The sequence below is a fragment of the Streptomyces sp. NPDC051219 genome, assembly GCF_040682335.1.
Taxonomy (GTDB): Bacteria; Actinomycetota; Actinomycetes; order Streptomycetales; family Streptomycetaceae; genus Streptomyces.
In genome coordinates this window covers 244,397-267,255 of the sequence record NZ_JBFBAS010000001.1, presented here as the reverse complement: position 1 = coordinate 267,255, position 22,859 = coordinate 244,397, and the positions used below count along the sequence as shown (strand labels likewise).

Genomic DNA, 22,859 nt, shown 5'->3' with positions numbered 1-22,859 from the left:
CGCCTCAGTCCGCGACCACCAGTGCCGGGGTCTCCTTCGTGAGCACCTCGCCGCGGAAGAAGGCCGGGCTGCGGCGCTCGGTGACCAGCATGATCACGAGGCCGAGGAGCAGCAGCCCGACGCCGATCACGAAGACCGAGCCGACGCCGAAGACGGCAGAGCCGCTGCCGTACGCCGGGTCCCACATGTCGTACAGGGTCTTGCCGAAGACGGCTGTGAGCAGCACGCCACCGAGAACCGGGCACAGGCCCTTGTAGACGAAGTCGCGGGCGGAGCGGAAGAGGTCGCGGCGGAAGTACCAGGCGCAGGCGAACGCGGTGATCGAGTAGTAGAAGCAGATCATCAGGCCGAGGGCGTAGATCGTGTCGATCAGGACGTTCTCGCTGACCAGCGTCATGACCGTGTAGAAGACACCGGTCGCGATGCCCGCGACGACCGTGGCGCGGCCGGGTGTCTTGAAGCGCGGGTGGACCTTGGCGTACGACGGCGGCAGGGCCTCGTACGTGGACATCGCCAGGACCGTGCGGGCAACCGGGATGAAGGTGGTCTGCAGGCTCGCCGCCGCCGACGCGAGGACCGCGACGAAGAGCAGGACGCCGAGGACCGGGCCCATGACCGGGCCGGCGAGAGCGGCGAAGACGTTGTCGGAGGTCTCCGGGTTGGCGAGACCGAGGCCCTTGTCGCCGGAGCCGACGGCCATCTGGGCGGCGATGCCGGTGGCCAGGTAGGAGCCGACCAGGACGACCATCGCGATGAGGGCGGCGCGGCCGGGAGTCTTCGCGCTGCCGGTGGTCTCCTCGTTGGTGGCCAGGCAGGCGTCCCAGCCCCAGTAGATGAAGATCGCGAGGGAGAGTCCGGCGGTGAAGGCGGAGAAGGACTCGACCGCGAAGGGGTTCATCCAGGACCAGGAGAAGTCGAGGCCGGTGTCGAAGGAGCCACTGCCGGCCTTCTGGAAGGCCATGACCACGAAGACGGCGAGGACGACGAGCTGGAGGCCGACCAGTGCGTACTGCACGCCCTTGGTGGCGGTCATGCCGCGGTAGCTGATGGCCGTCGCGATGGCGATGAGGGCCAGACAGGTGACGATGTGGACGGCCTTGTTGCCGTCCAGTGCGGCGACCGATTCGCTGCCGCTGATCTCGCCCGCCAGCAGCCAGAAGTAGGAGGTGGCGACGCCCGCGAGGTTGGAGAGCACGATGATCGTCGCGATGACGAGGCCCCACCCGCACATCCAGCCGAGGCGGGGGCCGAACGCCTTCACCGTCCAGGTGAAGGAGGTGCCGCAGTCCGGCATGGCCCGGTTGAGCTCCCGGTAAGCGAAGGCGACCAGCAGCATCGGCAGGAAGCCGGCCAGGAAGACGGCAGGCATCTGCAGGCCGACCTCGCCGGCCGTGGAGCCGAGAGTCGAGGTCAGACAGTAGACGGGTGCGACGGTCGAGATGCCGATGACGGCGCTGCCCATGAGGCCGACGGAGTTGCCTCCGAGGCCCTTGTCACGTACGCCGCCGTCGGTCGCGTCGACGCCCCGTACCGTGTCTCCGGCCTGGGGCCGTGCTTCCACCTGAGTCATGTGGAGGACGTTAAATGCTGCGGTTTCCACATCCGGAGCGTCACACTCCCGCCTTCAATCCTTGGATGATGCGGCAAGAAGTGGTAAACGATCTGGGAATGGAAAGCTGAATCCCGAAGCCACCCACTCATCCAGAGGGCTCACCCGATTCCTTCTGTATTGCGAGAACCGCAGCTGTGTCTGTTATGTCCGTTTCAAAAGTTTCCCGTACGGATTCCCGCCGGCCGGCTCGCGCCCTCATCCCGGCCAGACGATCGCCTGCGTCTCGCTGTACGCGTGCAACGCGTACGAGCCCACGTCCCGCCCCACACCGCTGCGCTTGAAGCCGCCGAACGGCGCCTCCATGTTCCGCCCGACGGTGTTCACCCCCACCCCGCCGGCGCGCAGCCGCCGCGCCACCCGGAAGGCACGGGCCACGTCGCCCGACCAGACGTAGTCGATCAGGCCGAAGTCGCTGTCGTTGGCCAGCGCGATGCCCTCCTCCTCGTCGTCGAAGGGGACGACCACGACGACCGGGCCGAAGATCTCCTCCCGCACGACGCGCATGTCGTTGGTGCAGTCCGCGAAGAGGGTGGGCGACACGTAGAAGCCCTTTTCGCACGCGGGCCGCTCACCGCCCGCGACCAGCCGCGCGCCCTCCTTTCTGCCCAGCTCGACATACGACTCGACGCGTTCGCGGTGCGCGGCGGAGATCACCGGACCGACCACCGTGCCCCGGGCCGCCGGATCGCCCACCGTCATGAAGCCGAGGTAGCCGGTCAGCTTCTCGACCAGCCGGTCGTAGATGCCGCGCTGCGCGATCACCCGCGTCGGCGCGGTGCAGATCTGACCGCTGTAGAAGGAGAAGGTCGTGCCGATTCCCTTCGTCGCGGAGAGGAGGCCCGCATCGTCGATGTCGTCGAAGACCAGCGCCGCGCCCTTTCCCCCCAGCTCCATGAGCTGCCGCTTCATCCCGCGCCCGCACACCTCGGCGATGCGCTGCCCCACCGCCGTGGACCCGGTGAAGCTGACCATGTCGACGTCCGGGGAGTCGACGGCCGCCTCGCCCGCGGCCGCGCCCGAGCCGGTCACCACGTTGACCACGCCCGCCGGGGCGCCGGCCTCCGCGAGGGCCTGCGCCATCCGGTAGACGGAGAGCGGATCCTGCGGGGCTGGCTTGACGACGACCGTGTTGCCCATGGCCAGCGCGGGTGCGACCTTGCCGGCCGGGTTGGCCCACGGGTTGTTGTACGAGGTGATGCAGGTGACCACCCCCACCGGCTGCCGTACCGCGACCGCCCCGAAGACTCCGGCCTTCCCCATCGGCCCGGCCTCGTTGATCTGCGGGGGCAGAGGGTCCTCGACCGGCTCCAGAGCGCCCTTCGCGTACCTGCGGAAGCGGGCCACCGCGACCGCCACCTGCATACCGCGTGCCGTTGCCGTCGTCGCGCCGCTCTCCGCCTGCGCGAGCGCCGCGTACGGCTCGGACTCGCGCTGCATGATGTCCGCGGCCCGGTCGAGGACGCGGGCCCGCTCCTCGGGTCTGGTCCGCGACCAGTCGGCGAACGCCTCGCGGGCGGCCGAGGCCGCCGCGTACACCTGCGCGCGGCTCGCCTCGGGGGCCAGGCCGACGACCTGTTCGGTCGCCGGGTTGACCACCTCGTAGTGCCCCTCGTCGGGTTCGGCCCACTCCCCGCCGATGAACAGCCGCTGCTCGTGGGCCGCCTCCCGGGTCACTGCGTGCTCACCGTCCTGGTGTGACGGCCGGAGCGCAGCACCGTGCCCGGGACCGCGCCGGTGATGCGGTCGTCCCGGATCGTCTCCACTCCGTTGACGCGCACGGACACGATCCCGATGGCCCGCGAGTCGAGCCGCGGGCTGTCACCGGGCAGGTCGTGGACGAGCGTGGCGGGCCCGGCTTCGATCCGTGCGGGATCGAACAGGACCAGGTCCGCGTGGAAGCCCTCCACGATCCGGCCGCGCTCACGCAGCCCGAAGAGCTGGGCGGGCTCATCGGTCAGCATCCTCACGGCCTCCTCCAGACCGACGAGCTTGCGGCCGCGCAGGCAGTCGCCGAGGAAGCGGGTGGTGTACGGGGCGCCGCACATCCGGTCGAGGTGCGCGCCGGCGTCCGAGCCGCCCAGCATGACGTCCTCGTGCTGCCAGGTCTCCTTGCGCAGCTTCCAGCTCGCCGGGTCGTTGTCGGTGGGCATGGGCCACAAGACGGTCCGCAGGTCGTCGTTGGTGCAGATCTCCACGAGGCACTGGAAGGCGTCCTGGCCGCGCTCGGCGGCGATGTCCTTCACCACGCGTCCCCGGAGGCCCTCGTTCTCCCTGGAGTAGGTGTCGCCGATGACGTACCGGCCGAAGTCGGCGAGGCGCCGGAAGACACCGGCCTCCTCGCTTTCGGCGCGGCGCAGCATCTCGGCGCGGAGGTCCGGATCGCGAAGCTTCGCGATCCGCTCGGGCACGGGGAGGCCGAGGATGTCGCCCCAGCCGGGAATGAGGTTGAGTGCGCAGAACGTGCCGAGCGACATGTTCATGGGAGTGAGGATCGGCATGGTGAGGGCGACGATGCGACCGCCCGCCTTGCGCGCGCGCTCGCTGGGTACGAGCTGGCGCGGTACGCGCTCGGGGACGGACGCGTCGATGGTCAGCACGTTCCAGTTCAGCGGACGGCCCGCGGCGGCGCTCATCTCGACGAGGAGGTCGATCTCCTCGTCCGCGAACTGGTCGAGGCAGCCGGCGACGATGGCTTCGAGCTGGGTGCCTTCGTGGTCGGCGACGGCCCGTGCGAGGGCGAGGAGTTCCGCCGGCTCGGCGTGCCGGGAGGCGACGGGCCGGCCGTCGCCGTCGGAGTGGGTGGCCGACTGGGTGGTGGAGAGCCCCCAGGCTCCCGCGTCCATCGCGTCGTGGAAGAGCCGGAGCATTTCGTCGAGCTGCTCGGGGGTCGGCCGTCCGCCGACCGCGTCGGCACCCATCACGTGCCGTCGCAGCGCGCAGTGCCCGACCATGAAGCCCGCGTTGACGGCGATACGGCCTTCCAGGGAGTCCAGGTATTCGCCGAAGGTGGACCAGCTCCAGTCGACGCCCTCCTCGAGCGCCTTGAGGGCCATGCCCTCCACCTTCGACATCATGCGCCGGGTGTAGTCGGCGTCCTCGGGCCGCCCGGGGTGCAGGGGAGCGAGGGTGAATCCGCAGTTCCCGCCGGCGACCGTGGTCACGCCGTGGTTCATGGACGGGGTCGCGTACGGATCCCAGAAGAGCTGGGCGTCGTAGTGCGTGTGCGGGTCGACGAAGCCGGGGGCGAGGACGAGGCCGGCGGCCTCCTCACTGGTGCACGCCTCTTCGGTGAGCGTGCCGGGCTTGGCGATGACGGCGATGCGGCCGTCGCGGAGGCCGACGTCGGCGACGTACGAGGGAGCGCCGGTCCCGTCCACGACGGTCGCTCCGCGAATGAGGTGGTCGAGCATAACGTGGACCCCTTCCGGACTGGGCATGGGTGCGGTGGACATGGCTGCGGCCGGGGTGCGCGAGCGGTTGGGCCGCTGCCGCGCGCACCCCGGCCGGGGACCGGCTGCTACTGGCCCGCGGCCTGGCGGAAATGGGTCGTCCGGTGGATCGGGTCCGTGTCGATCTTCGGGATGACGCGTTCGCCGATGAGCCTGATCGACTGCAGCGTGTCCTCGCGCGAAATGCCGATCGGCAGACCGAAGGACAGCTGGTCCGCGCCCGCCTGCTCCCACCGCTTGCACTGCTGGAGGACCTCGTCCGGGTCGCCGCAGATCAGCAGTTCCTCGGCGATGAGCAGTTCGATGATCTCCTCGTTGAACTCGGGCAGCGTTTCGGGCCATACGGGGAAGCCCTCGGGCCGGGGAAAGGTGTCGTGGTACCGGAAGACCAACGACTGGAGATAGTGCAGTCCGCCGCCGGCCGCGATCCGTACCGCCTCCTCGTGCGTCGGGGCGCAGATCGCCGTCGACGTCACCATCACGTTGTCGTTGACGAAGTCACCGACCGGCTCCGCCTCCTGTATGGCGGTCTTGTACTGCTCCAGCACCCACTCCATGTCGGAGACCTTCTGGACGCTGAAGCCGAGGACGCCGAGCCCCTTGCGGGCGGCCATCGCGTACGAGGGCGGCGACCCGGCCGCGTACCACATCGCCGGGTGCGACTTCCCGTACGGCTTGGGAAGGATCTTGCGCGGCGGCAGCGACCAGTGCTTGCCCTGGAAGCCGGCGTACTCGTCCTGGAGCCACATCTTGGGGAATTCGGCGATCGTCTCCTCCCAGATCTCCTTGGTGTAGTTCATATCGGTGACGCCCGGTATGAACCCGAGGATCTCGTGGCTGCCGGCCCCCCGCCCCGAGCCGAACTCGAAGCGGCCCTCGGAGAGGTGGTCCATCATGGCCACCTTCTCGGCGACCTTCACGGGGTGGTTTACCTGCGCGAGGGGGTTGAAGATGCCGGAGCCGAGGTGGATGCGCTCCGTGGCGTGCGCGAGGTAGCCGAGGAAGACGTCGTTCGCGGAGAGGTGTGAGTACTCCTCCAGGAAGTGGTGTTCGGAGGCCCAGGCGTACTTGAAGCCGGACTTGTCGGCCTGGATGACGTACTCGGTCTCCTCCATCAGCGCCTTGTGCTCCGCCTCGGGGTCGACCTCGGCGCGCTTGCCCACGTATCCCTGTACAAAGAGACCGAATTCCAAGGAGGTTCACCGTCCTCAATCATTTCTGACGCATAGTCAGATTGCGATTCCACCGACTGTTCCATCGACCGTCCGGACCGTCAATAGCTGACACTCAGTCAGAAGATGGAGACTCCGGCGAGCCAGCCGCCGTCGATGACGAAGGGCTGACCGGTGATGTACGAGGAGTCCGGGCAGGACAGGAACAGCGCCAGCCGAGCCACCTCCTCCGGCTGCCCCACCCGCCCCAGCGGCACAAGCTTCCTGTACAGCTCGCCCAGTGCGGCCGACGTCTCCGCCGGGTCGGCTGCCGGGTCCAGCTGGGCTGGGTTGCTCATCGGGGTGTCGACTGCTCCCGGACACATGGCGTTGACCCGGATGCCCTTGCCCGCGAGCTCCATCGCGGCGACCCGGGTGAGCCCGACGATCGCGGCCTTGGTCGCCGCGTACGAGCCGACGAAGGCCATTCCCGAAAGCGCCGTGTACGACGCGGTGTTCACGATCGTGCCGCCCCCGGCCGACTCGATCTCCGGCGCGACGGTCTTCATGCCGAGAAACGCCCCGACCTGGTTCACCTGGACGACCTGCTGGAACTCCTCCAGTGGAGTGGACACCAGCTCGTTGAAACGCAGAATGCCCGCGTTGTTCACCAGCCCGTCGATCCGCCCGAAGGACTCCCGCGCGGTGCGGACGGCCGACGTCCAGTCGTCCTCCTGACTCACGTCGAGGTGTACGTATCGAGCCGCGTCCCCCAGCTCCTTGGCGAGCGACTCCCCCTGCTCGTCCAGCACATCCCCGAGCAGAACCCGCGCCCCTTCCGCCACGAAGAGACGCGCCTCCTGCTCGCCCTGTCCGCGCGCCGCGCCCGTGATGACGACGACGCGCCCGTCGAGCTTGCCCATGCCGTGCTCCCTGTCTGACGTCCGACGGTGGAACTCAGTCGTTGAGGTGCGGACCCACTTCGGCGGCGAACGCCGCCATCTGATCGGTGAGTTCGGCACAGCTCCGGCTACGGAACCGCACCTGGATCTGGTGCACCCCCATCGCGGCGTACTCCCGCAGTGACTGGGCGAGGGCATCCGGCTTACCGCTCAGGGTGCGGCGGCCGACGTCCCAGGACGCCCCGCCGACGTACAGCGGCTCGGTGATCGCCCCGATCTCGATGGGCGTGCCGATGCCGGCCTCGGCCCTGAGCCTCCCGATCCGCGCGATCTGCTCCGGCAGCACGGCCCGTGGGTCACCCTGCGGCAGCCATCCGTCGCCGCGCACCGCGGCCCGGCGTACGGCGGCGGGCGACGATCCGCCCACCCACACCGGCACGTGCCGCTGTGCGGGCCGTGGCCGCTGCCCGAGCCCGCTGAAGGAGAACCGCTCCCCCGTGAACTCCGGGTACTCCTCGGGGCCGAGCGCCGCCCTGAGCGCGTCCACGGTCTCATCCAGCACGGCCCCCCGCCGCTCGAAGTCGGCGCCGACGGCTTCGAACTCCTCCTGTACGTGCCCGGCCCCGACCCCGAGGATCAGCCGGCCCCCGGAGAGGTGGTCGAGGGTGGCGTACTGCTTGGCGGAAATCAGCGGATGCCGCAGGCCCACGACCGCGACATGGCTGAGCAGCCGGACCCGCTCGGTGATCCCCGCCAGGAAGGAGAGGGTGGCGACCGGGTCGTACCAGACGGTACCCATGGCGCCGGCGAGGCGGCGCGGGATGGCGACGTGGTCGCAGCTCGCGATGTACGCGAACCCGGAACGGTCCGCGGTACGCGCGATCGCGGCGAGATCCTGGGCGCCGGCCGCCGCCTCCCAGCCTTCCGCGTAGATGGTGCTCTGCGACTGGACGGGGAGCTGCATCCCGTAGACCAGCCGCCCCTGCGGCAGGACCCGAACCATGGGTCACCCCAATCTGATGATCCGTCATGCAACCCTGGGCGGTGCTCATCGTCAGGACGGGCGGGGGGCCTGCCGGCCCCAGAGGCCGTCCTCGGTCAGGCCGAGCAGACCGATCGCGTTGCGCCGCACGATCCGGTCGACCACGTCCGCGTCGAGGTGCCCCATCTGCGCCTCGCCGACCTCCCTGGACTTGGGCCAGGTCGAGTCGGAGTGCGGGTAGTCCGTCTCGTACAGGACGTTGCCCGCCCCGATCGCGTCGAGGTTCCTCAGCCCGAACGCGTCGTCGAAGAAGCAGCCGTACACATGCTCCGTGAAGAGTTCGGACGGCGGCCGGTGCACCTTGTCCGCCACCCCGCCCCAGCCGCGGTTCTCCTCCCACACCACGTCGGCCCGTTCCAGAATGTACGGAATCCAGCCGATCTGGCCCTCCGCGTACATGATCCTCAGGTTCGGGAAGCGCTCGAACTTGCCGCTCATCAGCCAGTCGACCATGGAGAAACAGCAGTTCGCGAAGGTGATCGTGGAGCCCACGGCCGGCGGGGCGTCCGCCGACGTCGACGGCATCCGGCTGGACGACCCGATGTGCATGGCGATGACCGTGCCGGTCTCGTCACAGGCCCGCAGGAAGGGGTCCCACTCGTCGGTGTGGACCGAGGGCAGCCCCAGATGCGGCGGGATCTCGGAGAAGCACACCGCCCGCACCCCGCGCGCCGCGTTCCTCCTGACCTCCGCCGCGGCCAGCTCCGCGTCCCACAGCGGGATCAGGGTCAGCGGGATCAGCCGGCCGCGCGCCTCGGGGCCGCACCACTCCTCCACCATCCAGTCGTTGTACGCCCGTACGCACAGCAGCCCGAGCTCGCGGTCCTTCGCCTCGGTGAAGGTCTGCCCGCAGAAGCGCGGGAAGGTGGGGAAGCAGAGGGCCGACTGCACATGGTTGACGTCCATGTCGGCCAGGCGCTCCGGGACGCTGAAGGAGCCCGGCCGCATCTGCTCGTAGGTGATGATCTCCAGTTTGATTTCGTCGCGGTCGTATCCCACAGCCGTGTCGAGACGTGTGAGCGGCCGGTGCAGGTCCTCGTACACCCACCAGTCGCCCATTGGCCCGTCGTCCCCCTCGGCCCCCATGACCGGGGCGAACTTGCCCCCCATGAAGCTCATTTCCTTCAGAGGGGCACGAACGACGCGTGGGCCGATGTCGTGGAACCTCGACGGGAGGCGGTCCCGCCAGACGTGTGGGGGCTCAACCGTGTGGTCGTCCACCGAGATGATCTCCGGGAAGGTCTCCATGCGTCTTACGGTAGCGCCGATCTGACGAACCGTCAGCTAGTGGCGCAGCAGGAACGGGCGCGTGAGCCCGGTGCGCAGGCCCTGTGCAGAGCGCCACTCCTTACTGACGCATGCGCCATGGACAAGGCAAACTGGCCTGTGCGACACAGCGCGGCAGGCGGGGCGATTCAGTGCAGTCAGGGGGAAGCGATGGACGCAGTACCGCGCGTACCGGAGCAGCGTGATCCGGGGCAGCACGGCCCGGAGCCAGGTTCCGGACTGCGTTTCGGCGTGCTCGGGCCCGTCCGCGCCTGGCGGGGCGGCGAAGCTCTGCCGTCCGGCTCCCCCCAGCAGCGGGCGCTGCTGGCCGCGCTGCTGCTGCGCGAGGGCCGCACCGCCACCGCATCCGAACTCATCGACGCCATCTGGGGCGACGAACCACCGTCCCAGGCACTCGCCGCCGTACGGACGTACGCCTCCAGGCTCCGAAAGGTCCTCGACCCCGGCGTGCTGGTCAGCGAGTCCGGCGGCTACGCGATACGCCTGCGACCCGGCGCCCTCGACCTGGCAGCCGCGCAGGAGCTCGCCGCCGACGCGGAGAAGTCCCGTGCCTCCGGCGACCGCTGCCAGGCGCGTGTACTGATCAACAAGGCGCTCGGGCTGTGGGACGGCGAACCCCTCGCCGGCGTACCCGGTCCGTACGCCGACACCGAACGCACCCGGCTCGAGGAATGGCGGCTCCAGCTCCTGGAGAACCGCCTCGACATGGACTTGGAGGTCGGCTGCCACTCGGAGGCCGTCTCGGAACTCACCGCCCTCACGGCAGCCCACCCGCTGCGCGAGCGCCTGCGCGAGCTGCTGATGCTCGCGCTCTACAGAAGCGGCCGGCAGGCCGAGGCCCTCGCCGTGTACGCGGACACCCGGCGGCTGCTCGCCGATGAACTCGGCGTGGACCCGCGGCCCGAACTGTCCGTCCTGCAACAGCGCATCCTCCAGGCCGACGCGGAACTGGCCCGCCCCGCCGAGCCGGCACCCAGTACCGCCACACCCACCTTCATCACACCCGCCCAGCTGCCGGCCACGGTCCCCGACTTCACCGGCCGCGCCGCCTTCGTGTCCGAGCTGTCCGAGGTCCTGTCCACCGCGGACGGCCAGGTCATGGCCGTCTCCGCGGTCGCCGGAATCGGCGGCGTCGGGAAGACCACGCTCGCCGTCCATGTCGCCCACGCCGCCCGTCCCCACTTCCCCGACGGCCAGCTGTACATCGACCTCCAGGGCACCGATGCCCGCGCCGCGGAGCCGGAGGCCGTCCTCGGCGCGTTCCTTCGCGCCCTCGGCACCGCGGACTCCGCCATTCCGGAATCCCCGGCCGAGCGCGCCGCCCTCTTCCGCTCGATCCTCGACGGCCGGCGCATCCTGCTCCTCCTGGACAACGCACGCGACGCGGCCCAGGTCCGGCCGCTGCTGCCCGGCACGGCGGGCTGCGCCGCGCTGGTCACCAGCCGGGTCCGCATGGTCGACCTCGCGGGCGCGCACCTGGTCGACCTCGACGTCATGAGCCCGGAGGAAGCCCTCCAGCTCTTCACCAGGATCGTCGGCGCGGAACGCGTGAACGCCGAGCGTCAGGCTGCCCTCGATGTCGTCGGAGCGTGCGGCTTCCTCCCCCTCGCCATCCGTATCGCCGCCTCCCGGCTCGCGGCCCGCCGTACCTGGACGGTCTCCGTCCTCGCGGCGAAGCTCGCCGACGAGCGCCGCCGCCTGGACGAACTCCAGGCGGGCGACCTGGCGGTCAAGGCCACCTTCGAACTCGGCTACGGCCAGCTGGAACCGGCCCAGGCCCGCGCCTTCCGCCTGCTGGGCCTGGCGGACGGCCCGGACATCTCCCTGGCCGCCGCAGCAGCCGTACTCGACCTCCCCCTCCACGACACCGAAGACCTGCTGGAGTCCCTGGTCGACACGTCCCTCCTGGAATCCGCGGCGCCGGGCCGCTACCGCTACCACGACCTCGTGCGCCTCTACGCGCGTGCATGCGCGGAACGCGACGAACAGCCCCTGAGCGAGCGCACGGCCGCGATCTCGCGCCTGCTGGACTTCTACCTGGCGACGGCGGCGGGGGTGTACGCGCTGGAACGGCCGGGGGACCGGACGGTCGCCCACTGGGAGCCGACGCAGTACCCGGGCCTCGGGTTCACCAACGGCGCCGAAGCGGTCGACTGGCTGTACGCCGAGGCGAACTGTCTGCTGGCCTTCGTGCGCCAGTGTGTGGGCGAGGGCATGCTCAGACGCGCCGTCGACCTGCTGTGGGCAGCCAAGGACCTGGCCGAGTCGGGAGCCAACTCACGCCAGTACGAGACCACGGCGGTCGCCATGCGCGATGCCGCTCACGCGGCGGGAGACCAGCGCTCCGAGGCAAGGGCGCGCGTCGCCCTGACCACACTGCTGCTGGTCTCCGGGCGCTTCGCGCAGGCCGACGAGGAAGCGAGGATCGCGACACAGCTCGCGCGGGCGGCCGACGACCCGGCGCCCGCCAGCTGGGCGCCCAACGACCGGGGGATCATCGCCTTCTACCAGAACAGGCACGCGGACGGCGAACAGTTCCTGACCGAGGCGGTCGACAGCTTCCGTGCGTACGGGAACAGGTCCGGCGAGGCCAGCGCGCTGTGCAACCTCTCGCGCATCCACGTGAACATGGGCCGGACGTCCAGCGCGGTCGAGCTCGCGCAGCAGGGCATCGCCATCTACGACGAGATGGGCCTGACCCTGCGGCTCGCCAACGGGCGCTTCGCGCTGGGCATCGCGCTCACGCGGGCCGGACGTTCTGCCGAGGCGCTTGAACAACTCGACGAAGCACTCCGTGTATTCCAGGAGAACCGCCAACGACTCTGGGAGGGCACGACCCACTTCCGCATCGCCGAGGCCCACCTCTCGGCCCGGCGCCCCGCGCAGGCGGCACTCCATTCCGAGCAGGCACTCGCCCTGCGCTGCATCGGCGGCGAGTGGATGCGGGGCAATGTGCTCACCACGCTCGGCCGGGCGCTGGACCAGCTCGGCCAAGCCGGCCGGGCCAGGGCGTGCTGGCGGGAGGCGCTGGCCATATACGAGCAGACGGGAGCGTCGGAGGCGGAGACCGTACGCGGTCTTCTGACCCCGCTCGCGGCCGCCTGACGCCCTTGCCGTACGGGCGTTCATCGATTGTTTATCGCCGGACGGCACTCTCATACCTATCGATCCGCCGCGTCGGGGGGCAGGCGGGTCGGCGGGGAAGGTCACCGCTAGTGTGAACGGCCCTGATACGCCCGTCCGGCGACCCTCGGGGGAGTTGCCGGACGGGCATTGCCGATCCATGAGCCCAGCACATAGAGGGAGTTGACACAGATGAGCGACGCCAAGAAGCCCGTCAGCGGCGACATCACCACCCAGGACAACCACGCCGGGACCCCCGGCAAGGACGAGACCATCAAGCCGCTGGACAACCACGCCGGCGGCGTCGGCGAGGACATCCTCAAGCCGGCGGACAACCACGCGGGGTCCGAGCCCGCGTAAAGCCGGTCCGGCGCAAAGCCAGTTCGACGGGGAGCGGCCGCGGTGGCCCGGAGGGGGAGCCACCGCGGCCGCGGCATGTCCGCGTCCGGGCGGGTTGTCCGAGTGCGGGGCCGGCCGACTCGCATGCACTGTTAAAAATCTTTGACACGATGTCTGCGCTGCTTTACATTCATGCCATGCCATTCGAAGAGAAGAGCGCATGGGTCATGGGGGTGCTCGCGGTCAGTACGTACACGGGATACCTGGCTGTCATTCTCGGCCGAGCGGGGAACACCCCTCTGGCCGAAGTGCCGTACGTGGCGACGCTGCTGTGGGCCTTGGGAGTCTCGATCGCAGCATCGATCGTGCTCCACATGCTTGTCGCGATGTCCGGGCCGAAAAACGCCCACAAGAAGGATCAGCGCGACAGGGAGATCAATCGGTTCGGCGAACACATCGGGCAGTCGTTCGTCGTCATCGGAGGAGTCGCGGCGCTCGGCATGTCGATGGCCGAGCTCGACCACTTCTGGATCGCGAACACGGTCTACCTGGCGTTCGTACTGTCGGCGATCCTCGGCTCCACAGCCAAGATCGTCGCGTATCGCCGCGGTTTTCAGCCATGGTGAAGTCCACCAGGGTCACGAACACGATTCGCGCTCTCCGGTTCGCACACGGAGAGATGACACAGGCGGATCTGGCAGACCGAATCGGCGTATCACGCCAGACCGTCATTGCCATTGAGCAAGGCAAGTACTCACCTTCACTCGAAATGGCGTTTCAAATTGCCAGGGTGTTCAAGGTCCCGCTCGACACCGTGTTCCAGTACCCGGACAGTGAAGGAAACACACCATGAAGGCAATAGTCGCGGAGAAGTACGGATCACCGGATGACCTTGAACTCAAGGAGATCGACAAGCCGGTGGTCGGCGATGACGACGTGCTCGTACGCGTTCACGCCGCCGGCCTCGACCAGGGCGTCTGGCACCTGGTCACAGGCCTGCCGTACCTCCTTCGCATCCTGGGATTCGGGCTGCGCAGACCGAAGACACGAGTGCCGGGCCTGGATGTCGCGGGGCGTGTCGAGGCAGTCGGCGGGAACGTCACCCGATTCCGGCCCGGTGACGAGGTGTTCGGCACCTGTGCGGGCTCCTACGCCGAGTACGCATGCGCGCGCCAGGAAAAGTTCGCGCCCAAGCCGGCGAACGTCACCTTCGAGCAGGCGGCAGCAGTCCCCGTCTCCGCTTTCGCCGCCCTCCAGGGCCTTCGGCGCAGTGCACACGTCCAGGCCGGACAGAAGGTGCTGGTCATCGGCGCGGGCGGAGGCGTCGGAACGTTCGCGGTGCAGTTGGCCAAGCATTTCGGAGCGCACGTCACGGGTGTGTGCAGCACGAAGAAGATGGACCTGGTCCGCTCGATCGGCGCCGATGACGTCATCGACTACACACGTGAGGACTTCGCGGACAGGCCGGGCCGCTACGACCTGATCCTCGACACCGCGGGTGGTCGTCCGCTGTCACATCTGCGGCGTGCGCTCGATCCCCGGGGAACACTTGTCGTCATCGGATCCGAAGGGGGAGGACGGTGGGTCATGGGCGTGGACCGCGCGCTCCGGGCGGCGATGCTGTCACCGTTCGTGAGTCAGAAACTGCGGATGCTGGTGTCCACGGAGCGCGCCGATGACCTCCAGTTGCTGGGGAAGCTGCTCGAGGCCGGCGAAATCACTCCGGTCGTCGACAGGACGTTCTCGCTCAGCGACGTCCCCAAGGCCATTCACTACCTGCGGGCCGGCCACCCGGGCGGCAAGGTCGTCATCACGCTGTGACGCCCCTCCCGCAGCTGCCACGCTCGTAACGAGCCACACGCCTGTCGGCCGCTGAACCGGGGGCCGGCCGGCCCCTCCGGGAGCGAACGCGTACCACCCACCGGCCCGGCCCGGCCCCGAGCCCCGTCGACAGCTCACGCACTCCGCCGCAGCCTGAGTTCCGTCTTCAGCACCTTCCCACTCGCGTTGCGCGGCAGCTCCGTCACGAACTCCACCGCCCGCGGCACCTTGTAGTTCGCCATCTCCCGCCGCGACCAGGCGATCAGATCGTCCGAGGTCAGCGTCGAGCCGGTGCGGCGTACCGCGTACGCCTTGCCCACCTCGCCCAGCCGCGCATCCGGCACACCGACTACCGCCACGTCCGCGATGTCCGGGTGCGTGCCCAGCAGTTGCTCTATCTCAGCCGGATACGCGTTGAGGCCGCCGACGATGAACATGTCCTTGATCCGGTCGGTGATGCGGAGATTGCCGTCCCGGTCCAGTACGCCGACATCCCCCGTGCGCAGCCACCCTCCGCCGGACTCCGTTCCCGATGTGACCCCAGGCGTGATCGCCCTCCTCGTCTCCTGCGGGTCCTCGAAGTAGCCCTGCATCACGTGGTGACCACGCACCAGGACCTCCCCCGCCTCGCCGGGCGGCTGCGGGGCGCCCGAGGAGGCGACGACCCGGACCTCCGTGTCCGGGATGGCCCGGCCCGAGGTGGTCGCGATGACTTCGGCCGAGTCGCCACGGCGGCACATCGTCACGATTCCACTCGCCTCCGACAGCCCGTAGGCCGTCAGCACCGTGGCGATGTTCAGCTCGCTGCGCAGCCGCTCGACGAGTTGCAGTGGAACCGCCGCCGCCCCGGTCACCACCAGGCGCAGCGCCGAGAGGTCGTGGCTGTCGCGCGCAGGGTGGTCCAGCAGTGACTGGTGGAGGGTCGGCGGGCCGGGCAGGACGGAGATGCGTTCGGCCGCGATGTTGGCCAGCACGGTGTCCACGTTGAAGACGGGCTGCGGCACCATCGTCGCGCCCCGCATCAGGCAGGCGATGACGCCGGCCTTGTAGCCGAAGGTGTGGAAGAAGGGGTTCACGATCAGATAGCGGTCGCCCTCGCGCAACCCGGCCAGTTCACTCCAGACGTCGTAGCAGCGCAGGGTCTGGGCGTGCGTGATCACCGCGCCCTTGGGCCGGCCGGTCGTGCCCGAGGTGAAGATGATGTCGGACGCGGATCCGGTGGAGACCGCGTCCGCGCGCTCACGCACGGCGGCGGCAGGGACCACGTCCCCGCCCGCCAGGAAGTCCTTCCAGGTGCGGAAGTTCTCCGGAGCGTCGTCGGCCAGGACCACGACCTCTTCAAGATGCGGGAGTCCGGGCAGCGGGCCGCCCCCCTCCCCCTCAGTCGTCGCGCGGCGCAGCGAGGCGACGTACGACGTGCCGAGGAAGGTTCCGGTGATGAAGAGCAGCCTTGCCCGGCTGCGGGCGAGGACGTACGCCGCCTCCGTGCCCTTGAACCGGGTGTTCAGCGGCACCAGAACGGCCCCCGCGGACACCGCCCCGAGTGCCGAGACGATCCAGTCCAGGGTGTTGGGGGCCCAGACCGCGACCCGGTCGCCCGGCTCGACGCCGGAGGCGATGCAGGCCGCCGTCGCGCGCTCGATCCGCTCGCCCAGTTCCGCGTAGGTGATCCGGGTACGGCCGTCGACGACGGCCTCGAGCTCCGCGTACCGCTCGGCGGCCGAGCGCACGAGCCTCGGGACGCTCCCCCACCGCAGGTCCCCGCGCAACAGGTCACCGCAACTCCCTCGCGTACGGTCCTCGCGGTACTCAGGGGCCTCCTGGCCCCCGCGCTCCTCGTGGTCTCCAGCCATCGCGAGCCCCTCCCACACCGGTAGCTGACTAACCGTCAGATTAGCTGTAGCCTTCCCGGCTGTCAGCAGTGACGTCGGACGGGAAGACGACCGCGGAGGTGGCGATGGCGGCAACCCTCAAGGACGCTGCAGCGATAGCCGGGATAGGCCAGACAGCCTTCGCCAAGCAGCTGCCCGAATCCGAGAAGGCGTTGGCGTGCCGGGCCATACTCGCCGCGCTCGACGACGCCGGGATCGACCCCTCCGAGGTCGACGCCTTCGCCTCGTACACCATGGAGGAGACCGACGAGGTCGAGGTCGCCAAAGCCGTCGGGGCGGGGGACGTGACCTTCTTCTCCAAGGTCGGCTACGGCGGCGGGGGCTCGTGCGCCACCGTCTCGCACCTCGCCACCGCCATCGCCACCGGCCAGGCGAGCGTCGGCATCGCCTGGCGGTCCCGCAAGCGCGGATCGGGCCCACGCCCCTGGAAGAACACCACCGTGCAGCTCCCCACCCCCGCCCAGTGGACCCGTCCCTTCGGCCTGCTGCGCCCGGCCGACGAGATCGGCATGCTGGCCCGCCGCTACATGCACGAGTACGGCGCGACCCGCGACCACTTCTTCAACGTGGCCCTGGCCTGCCGCAACCGGGCCAACCAGAATCCCGCCGCGATCATGTACGAACGCCCGTTGACCCGCGAGATGTACATGACCGCCCGGTGGATCAGCGAGCCGCTCTGTCTCTTCGACAACTGCCTGGAGACGGATGGGGCGCTGGCCTGTGTCGTCGTCTCCGCCGAGCGCGCCCGCGACTGCCGGCAGAAGCCGGTGTACGTCCACTCCGCCGCCCAGGGCCTCCCCGCACAGCACCACGGGATGGTCAACTACTGGAACGACGACCCGCTCACCGGCCCGGCCTGGACCGCCGCACGCCATCTCTGGAAGCAGGCCGACTTCGGACCGCAGGACGTCGACGTGGCGCAGATCTACGATGCCTTCACGCCTCTGATCCCGCTGTCCCTGGAGGGCTACGGCTTCTGCGACAGGGGCGAGGGAGGCGCATACACCGAGGGAGGCGCCCTCGAGATCGGCGGCCGGCTGCCCATCAACACCGGCGGCGGAGGGCTGTCCGAGGCCTACGTCCACGGCTTCAACCTCATCACCGAAGGGGTCCGCCAGCTGCGCGGTTCCAGCACCGCCCAGGTCCCCGACGCCGCCACCTGCCTGGTCACCGCGGGCGAGGGCGTCCCCACTTCCGCGCTTCTGCTGAGGAGTTGAGCCGGCTGATGGACACCATCGACAGCGGCATTCTGGCACCCGTCGTCGACGAGGACGGCGCGCCCTTCTGGGAGTACGCCGCCCGGGGCGAGCTGCGCATACAGGCCTGCGCCGACGAGGACTGCGGCGAGCTGCGCTTTCCACCCCGGCCGTGCTGCCCGCACTGCCGGTCCTTCGACAGCGAGTGGCGGAGGATGAGCGGCCGGGGCCGCATCTGGTCGTACGTACTGCCCCATCCGCCGCTGCTGCCCGGCTACGCCGCGCAGGCCCCCTACAACGCGATCGTCGTCGAGCTCGTCGACGCCCCCCGCATCCGGCTCGTCGGCAACCTGGTGAGCGGGCCGGACGCACCGCTGAACTCCGTCCACCCGGCGCGACTGCGCATCGGTGCGCCCGTGCGGGTGACGTTCTCGCCGCTCACGCCCGGTATCACCGTCCCGCGCTGGTTGCTGGAGCGGCCGTGAGCGGTGTCCGGGCCGAGGCGGACAAGGCCACGGGCGTCGCGGTCGTCACGCTCGACCGGCCGGAGAAGCACAACGCCGTCGACCTGGCCACAGCTCATGAACTCGGCCGCATCTGGCGGGAGTTCCGTTTCGACGACTCCGTCCGTGCGGTCGTCGTCACCGGCGCCGGAGCGAAGGCCTTCTGCACCGGCATCGACCGCTCGGTGGAGGTACCGCAACCGTCCTCCCCGTACTCGATCGACGACCCGCTGATCTCGATCGGCCCGAAGGCCAACGACCTGTGGAAGCCAATGATCGCGGCGGTCAACGGGATGGCGTGCGGCGGGGCGTTCTACCTGCTCGGCGAGGCGGAGTTCGTCGTCGCCTCCCGGGACGCGACGTTTTTCGACCCGCACACGACGTACGGCATGGTCAGCGCGTACGAGGCGATTTCCATGGCACAGCGCATGCCGTTCGGGGAGGTGGCCCGGATGTCGTTGATGGGGACGGCCGAACGGCTCTCCGCGCAGCGGGCGTACGAGATCGGGCTGGTCTCGGAACTGACTGCTCCGGGCGAAGAACTGGCGGCCGCGGTGCGCAGTGCCGAAACCGTCGCTTCCTACCCGGCCGCTGCCGTGCAGGGCACCGTGCGCGCGGTCTGGGCGGCACGGGAAGCGGTCCAGGTGCAGGCACTGGCCCAGGCACCGCATCTGGTCGCGCTCGGCAATCTGCCGGCGGAGCGGCAGGCGGAACTGTTCACCGCCCGCCGCTCGTCGTTCCGGGTCCGCTGACCACCGGCAACCGGTGGACGATCACCGGTTTCGTGTGACCGGTCAGGCAGTCGTACGCGTCACGCCGGTGACCTCGCACTTGCCGCCGCTGCCGTTGTCGCTGCCCGTGGGCACGTACGAGGCGGCGACGTCGAGGGTGTCGGTGGTGTTCGGCATGACGTACGGGATCGTCGAGTCGCCAGTGCGCAGCAGGGTGCCGTTCGGGTCGGTGAACTTCACGTTGGACTTGTACGTGTACTTCTCCGAAGAGCTTCTGTTGGTAGCGCTGATCCGCGCCACGATGCCGCGGGACGGGTCGGACTCGCACGACTCGATCTTGATGTCCCGGGCGGCGCTGTTCTTGCTCCCGCCGGTCGTCGAGCCGCTGGTGCAGCCGCCGGACGTGCTGCTCGACGAGCCGGCTGAACAAGGGCAGCCGGAGACACGCGGGGCCGCCGAGGGGTGGCCGGCCACCCGACCGGCGTGGCGCCTTCCCTGGTGGCGGCGCCCCCTCCCGCGGCGTAGCGTCGGGACCGAGAGCCGACGCAGGAGGCCGAGCATGATCCGCAACGTTCTCGGCTCCGTCATCGGTCTCGTCGGAGCGACGGCCGCCGTCTGGAGCCCTTTCCGTGCCTGGTACGACGGCCGTCACGGACGCGACTACCGCATCGCGGAGCTGTTCGGCAGCACCGGCATAACCGACAGCAAGGCGCCCCTGGCGGCCTCGATCCTGCTGCCGTTCGCGTTCGCCGCCCTGCTCACCCTTATCGCCGTCGCCCTGCGGTCCCGCGTTCTGATGGCTGTGGCCGGGATCGTCGTCCTGGGCTTCACCGGGCTGTGGATGGTCCGGCAGGGCCAGGCCGCGGGCAGCCTCGGCGTCGACGGTGGCGGCAGGGGCCTGGGGGACGGCGTCGCGAACGCGATCGGCGGCGGCGTGCTGCTGCTCCTGGCCGCGGCGGTGATGCCCCGTCGGCGCAGGGCGAGGACGAGGGCAAGGGTGGATCCGTACGCCCCAGAGCACCCCACCGACCGTGAGCCCGGCGGGGGTCCGCCGCCGGACAGGTCACCGACCGACCGGGCCTGGCAGCCGCGCTCCCGGCGCACCGGACCCGGCGAGCGCACCGGCCCGGACGGCCGCACGGGACCCGACGCCGGCCGCGGGTGGGACGAACCGCGGCCGTGAGCGGCCCCAAGGCGATCCCGGGCCCGCGAGCCACTACCCGCACTACCTGGACCCGCGAGCCACTACCCGCACAACCTGGAACTGCGAGCGGCGACCCGCACGCCGGGGCTTACGAGCCGCCGCCCCCGCGCGGCGGCGCGGCGACGCGCGTCCCCGTGCCCTTCACCGCGTCCAGCGCGTAGACGCAACGGTCCTTGCTGCACGCGTACACGACGCCGCCCTGTGCCACCGGTGAACCGGTGATCTCACCGCCCGTCGCGAGCTTCCAGCGGAGCTGGCCGCCCGCCGCGTCCAGGGTGTAGAGACAGTGGTCGGCGGAGCCGAAGTGCACCCGGCCGTCGGCAGCCACCGGAGCCCCGACGACCTTGCCGCCCGCCGCGAAACGCCACTTCGGCGTACCGGTCACCGCGTCCAGCGTGTAGAGCGCGCTGCCGGAGCCGACATGGACGTTGCCGTCGGCGACGAGGACGGGTTCGACGGACTGGCGGGCCTCGGTCGCGATGCGCCAGCGGTCCTTGCCGGTGGCCGCGTCAAGGGCGTACACCGTCCCCAGGTAGTCGGCCAGGTAGACCCCGCCGCCCGTGACGGCCGGACCGGGAGCGAACGCGGGCGGGCTGAGGAAGACCGCCGGTGCCTCGAACCGCCAGCGCACATGCCCGCTCGCGATGTCGACGGCGAGGACCCGGGTGCCTGCGGCGATGTACGCGTACCCGTCGGGTGCCGGGGTGACCCGAACCGGGACGTTGCCGCAGGAGGCGGCGTCGCCGACGGGATAGGACCAGCGCTCGACGCCCGTCCGGGCGTCCAGCGCCCGGAGCCGGGCGTCCTTCCACACGTACACGGTCGAGTCGGCGATGACCGGACCGGCTTCGGGGGTCTCGAAGTCGGTCTGCGCGCCGCTGGCCTCCCACAGTTTCTGGCCGTTGGCGGCCTCCCAGCCCTGCACGCCGCCACCGCGCGTCGCGGTGATCACCGTGCCGCGGTCGGCCTTCAGGGAGTACACCCAGGCGTCGGTCTGCAAGCGCCAGCGCTCGGCGCCGGCCGCCGCGTCCAGGGTGTACAGCGAGGGGCCGTCGGAGGCGTGGATCAGACCGTCGGCGACGGCCATCGCCCAGGCCACGTCGCGGGTCTTGAACTGGCGCCGACCGCTGGAGACGTCCAGAGCGTGCACCTCGAAGGACGTCACGTAGAGCAGATTTCCGGCGACGGTCGGGGTGCCCCAGACGTCGTTCGACATGCGGAACCGCCACGGCCGCCAGCGGCCGCTGTCCGGGGCCGGGCTGGGCGTCGGTACGCCGGCAGTGCCGGGCTCGGCGCCGTTCACGGCCGGATCGGAGTGCGGACCGGGGTGCGGATGCGTGGAGGCGGCCACTCCGGCAGGCGGGCGGATCCACCCGGTCGCGGCCCCGGCACCGGCCGGTGCGCCGCTCGCGTGCGCATCGGCGACACGCGGACCTGGACCGATGGCCACCTTGGCACCGGCCAGCCGGACCGGCCCGTCCGGCTGGGCGTGCGGCTGCGGGTGCGGCAGGGGCTGCGACTGCGGCTGGTGGGGGGGCTGAGGGGGCGGGGGAGGAGGTGCCTGGCCGGTGCGCGGGTCGCTGCCGCGCCAGGCGCTGTCCCAGTCGTTGCCGCGCGGCGGCGTGGGTGGTCTGCGCTTGGGCGGCGCGGCCGGCTGGGAGGGAGCGCGGCCGCCCCGGCGCTGCTCGATCATCGCGGTCGCCCGCGCGGGCAGCCAGGCCGACGCCGTACCGCTGTCGTCGCTGCCGGAGCCGAAGAGGTGGGGGGCGAGCTGGGCCTGCAGGTCGGCGGGGCTGGGCCGCAACGCGGCCTCCATCTGCATGCAGGACTCGATCAGCGGCCGCAGCTCGTCGGGAAGGCCCTCCAGATCGGGGCCCTCGCGCAGCAGCATGAAGACGGTCTCGACCGGGTTGGCCCCATGGAAGGGCGCATGGCCGGTCGCCGCGAACACCAGCGTCGAGCCGAGCGAGAAGACGTCGCTGGCGCCCTTGACGCTGCGCGAGTCCTTGGCCTGCTCCGGCGACATGTACGCGGGGGTGCCCACCGCGACGTTGGTCATGGTCAGCCGGGTGTTGGAGACGCCGCTCGCGATGCCGAAGTCGATGACCCGCGGGCCGTCCTCCACCACCAGGACATTGGACGGCTTGAGGTCGCGGTGGACCAGACCGGCGCCGTGGATGGATTGCAGCGCCTCGGCGATTCCGGCCGCCAGCCAGCGGACCGCCTGGGCCGGCATCGGACCGCACTCGTTCACTATCTCTTCGAGGGAGGGTGCGGGCACGTAAGCGGTGGCCAGCCACGGCACGGCCGCCCGCGGGTCGGCGTCCACGACGGCCGCGGTGTAGAACCCGCTGACGGCCCGCGCTGCCTCGACCTCACGCGTGAAGCGGACCCGGAACAGCTGGTCCTCGGCAAGCTCGGTACGTACCGTCTTGATCGCCACCCGTCGGCCGGACGCCGAACGCGCGAGATAGACCAGCCCCATGCCGCCGGCGCCGAGCCGTCCCAGCACCTCGAACGGGCCGATCCGTCTCGGGTCGTGCTGCGTCAGCTGCTCCACCACTTGCCTGCCACCTCCCCGTACGGGCCCCATCGGAATGGAGCCCG

The 22,859-nt window shown here is 70.3% G+C and carries 19 protein-coding genes; 9 read left to right on the top strand and 10 right to left on the bottom strand.

The features are described 5' to 3' along the window. Positions 1 to 4 precede the first annotated feature (4 nt). The 7 genes from AB0M62_RS01310 to AB0M62_RS01280 all read right to left on the bottom strand — a co-directional run bounded on the left by AB0M62_RS01310 (position 5) and on the right by AB0M62_RS01280 (position 9,404). Positions 5 to 1,570, bottom strand: a complete 1,566-nt coding sequence (locus tag AB0M62_RS01310; protein WP_366071980.1) for an APC family permease — start codon at positions 1,568 to 1,570, stop codon at positions 5 to 7. A gap of 237 nt (positions 1,571 to 1,807) precedes the next feature. Continuing rightward, positions 1,808 to 3,286: an aldehyde dehydrogenase family protein gene (locus tag AB0M62_RS01305; protein ID WP_366071979.1), complete on the bottom strand. Its 1,479-nt coding sequence runs from the start codon at positions 3,284 to 3,286 to the stop codon at positions 1,808 to 1,810. After that, the gene (locus AB0M62_RS01300) at positions 3,283 to 5,022 is read right to left on the bottom strand and encodes a D-aminoacylase (RefSeq protein ID WP_366071978.1); all 1,740 of its coding nucleotides are present in this window, start codon (positions 5,020 to 5,022) and stop codon (positions 3,283 to 3,285) included. Before AB0M62_RS01300 ends, AB0M62_RS01305 begins: the two co-directional genes overlap by 4 nt. 107 nt (positions 5,023 to 5,129) lie before the next feature. Further along, complete coding sequence (locus tag AB0M62_RS01295) at positions 5,130 to 6,254, bottom strand: LLM class flavin-dependent oxidoreductase (RefSeq protein ID WP_366071977.1); 1,125 nt, start codon at positions 6,252 to 6,254, stop codon at positions 5,130 to 5,132. A 98-nt stretch (positions 6,255 to 6,352) separates the two neighbouring features. Beyond that, positions 6,353 to 7,135: a glucose 1-dehydrogenase gene (locus tag AB0M62_RS01290; protein WP_366071976.1), complete on the bottom strand. Its 783-nt coding sequence runs from the start codon at positions 7,133 to 7,135 to the stop codon at positions 6,353 to 6,355. A 34-nt stretch (positions 7,136 to 7,169) separates the two neighbouring features. After that, positions 7,170 to 8,117 carry an LLM class F420-dependent oxidoreductase gene (locus AB0M62_RS01285; protein WP_366071975.1) on the bottom strand — a complete coding sequence of 316 codons (948 nt, stop codon included), beginning with the start codon at positions 8,115 to 8,117 and terminating at the stop codon, positions 7,170 to 7,172. 51 nt (positions 8,118 to 8,168) lie between these two features. After that, positions 8,169 to 9,404 (bottom strand): amidohydrolase family protein, encoded by a 1,236-nt coding sequence (locus AB0M62_RS01280; protein WP_366071974.1) that lies wholly within the window; start codon positions 9,402 to 9,404, stop codon positions 8,169 to 8,171. Between the two features lie 189 nt (positions 9,405 to 9,593). Between AB0M62_RS01280 and AB0M62_RS01275 the strand changes: the two genes are divergently transcribed. From AB0M62_RS01275 to AB0M62_RS01255, 5 genes are all read left to right on the top strand, one after another. Beyond that, positions 9,594 to 12,548: a BTAD domain-containing putative transcriptional regulator gene (locus tag AB0M62_RS01275; protein WP_366071973.1), complete on the top strand. Its 2,955-nt coding sequence runs from the start codon at positions 9,594 to 9,596 to the stop codon at positions 12,546 to 12,548. Between the two features lie 210 nt (positions 12,549 to 12,758). Continuing rightward, the gene (locus tag AB0M62_RS01270) at positions 12,759 to 12,926 is read left to right on the top strand and encodes a hypothetical protein (RefSeq protein WP_366071972.1); all 168 of its coding nucleotides are present in this window, start codon (positions 12,759 to 12,761) and stop codon (positions 12,924 to 12,926) included. A 149-nt stretch (positions 12,927 to 13,075) separates the two neighbouring features. After that, on the top strand, positions 13,076 to 13,531 hold the full coding sequence (locus tag AB0M62_RS01265) for a hypothetical protein (protein WP_366071971.1): 456 nt from the start codon (positions 13,076 to 13,078) through the stop codon (positions 13,529 to 13,531). Beyond that, on the top strand, positions 13,525 to 13,758 hold the full coding sequence (locus AB0M62_RS01260; RefSeq protein ID WP_366071970.1) for a helix-turn-helix transcriptional regulator: 234 nt from the start codon (positions 13,525 to 13,527) through the stop codon (positions 13,756 to 13,758). The genes AB0M62_RS01265 and AB0M62_RS01260 overlap by 7 nt, the downstream gene beginning before the upstream one ends. Beyond that, positions 13,755 to 14,726 (top strand): NAD(P)-dependent alcohol dehydrogenase, encoded by a 972-nt coding sequence (locus tag AB0M62_RS01255; protein ID WP_366071969.1) that lies wholly within the window; start codon positions 13,755 to 13,757, stop codon positions 14,724 to 14,726. Before AB0M62_RS01260 ends, AB0M62_RS01255 begins: the two co-directional genes overlap by 4 nt. Before the next feature lie 134 nt (positions 14,727 to 14,860). Here the strand turns inward: AB0M62_RS01255 and AB0M62_RS01250 are convergent, their stop codons facing one another. Next, positions 14,861 to 16,495 carry a FadD3 family acyl-CoA ligase gene (locus tag AB0M62_RS01250; protein ID WP_366072238.1) on the bottom strand — a complete coding sequence of 545 codons (1,635 nt, stop codon included), beginning with the start codon at positions 16,493 to 16,495 and terminating at the stop codon, positions 14,861 to 14,863. 188 nt (positions 16,496 to 16,683) lie between these two features. Here AB0M62_RS01250 and AB0M62_RS01245 point away from each other — a divergent pair, with 188 nt between their 5' ends. From AB0M62_RS01245 to AB0M62_RS01235, 3 genes are read left to right on the top strand one after another with little or no spacing between them, the layout of a single operon-like run. Beyond that, complete coding sequence (locus AB0M62_RS01245) at positions 16,684 to 17,835, top strand: lipid-transfer protein (protein ID WP_366072237.1); 1,152 nt, start codon at positions 16,684 to 16,686, stop codon at positions 17,833 to 17,835. An 8-nt stretch (positions 17,836 to 17,843) separates the two neighbouring features. Next, positions 17,844 to 18,299, top strand: a complete 456-nt coding sequence (locus tag AB0M62_RS01240; protein WP_366071968.1) for an OB-fold domain-containing protein — start codon at positions 17,844 to 17,846, stop codon at positions 18,297 to 18,299. Then, entirely contained in the window at positions 18,296 to 19,069 is a 774-nt protein-coding gene (locus AB0M62_RS01235) for an enoyl-CoA hydratase/isomerase family protein (protein WP_366071967.1), read from the top strand. The genes AB0M62_RS01240 and AB0M62_RS01235 overlap by 4 nt, the downstream gene beginning before the upstream one ends. A 42-nt stretch (positions 19,070 to 19,111) precedes the next feature. Here AB0M62_RS01235 and AB0M62_RS01230 read toward each other — a convergent pair whose 3' ends face one another. Next, on the bottom strand, positions 19,112 to 19,522 hold the full coding sequence (locus AB0M62_RS01230; RefSeq protein ID WP_366071966.1) for a hypothetical protein: 411 nt from the start codon (positions 19,520 to 19,522) through the stop codon (positions 19,112 to 19,114). An 85-nt stretch (positions 19,523 to 19,607) separates the two neighbouring features. Between AB0M62_RS01230 and AB0M62_RS01225 the strand changes: the two genes are divergently transcribed. Then, a complete protein-coding gene (locus AB0M62_RS01225; RefSeq protein WP_366071965.1) occupies positions 19,608 to 20,231 on the top strand; it encodes a hypothetical protein in 624 nt (207 codons plus the stop codon). 109 nt (positions 20,232 to 20,340) lie between these two features. Here AB0M62_RS01225 and AB0M62_RS01220 read toward each other — a convergent pair whose 3' ends face one another. Continuing rightward, positions 20,341 to 22,815 (bottom strand): PQQ-binding-like beta-propeller repeat protein, encoded by a 2,475-nt coding sequence (locus AB0M62_RS01220; RefSeq protein ID WP_366071964.1) that lies wholly within the window; start codon positions 22,813 to 22,815, stop codon positions 20,341 to 20,343. Positions 22,816 to 22,859: the final 44 nt, after the last annotated feature.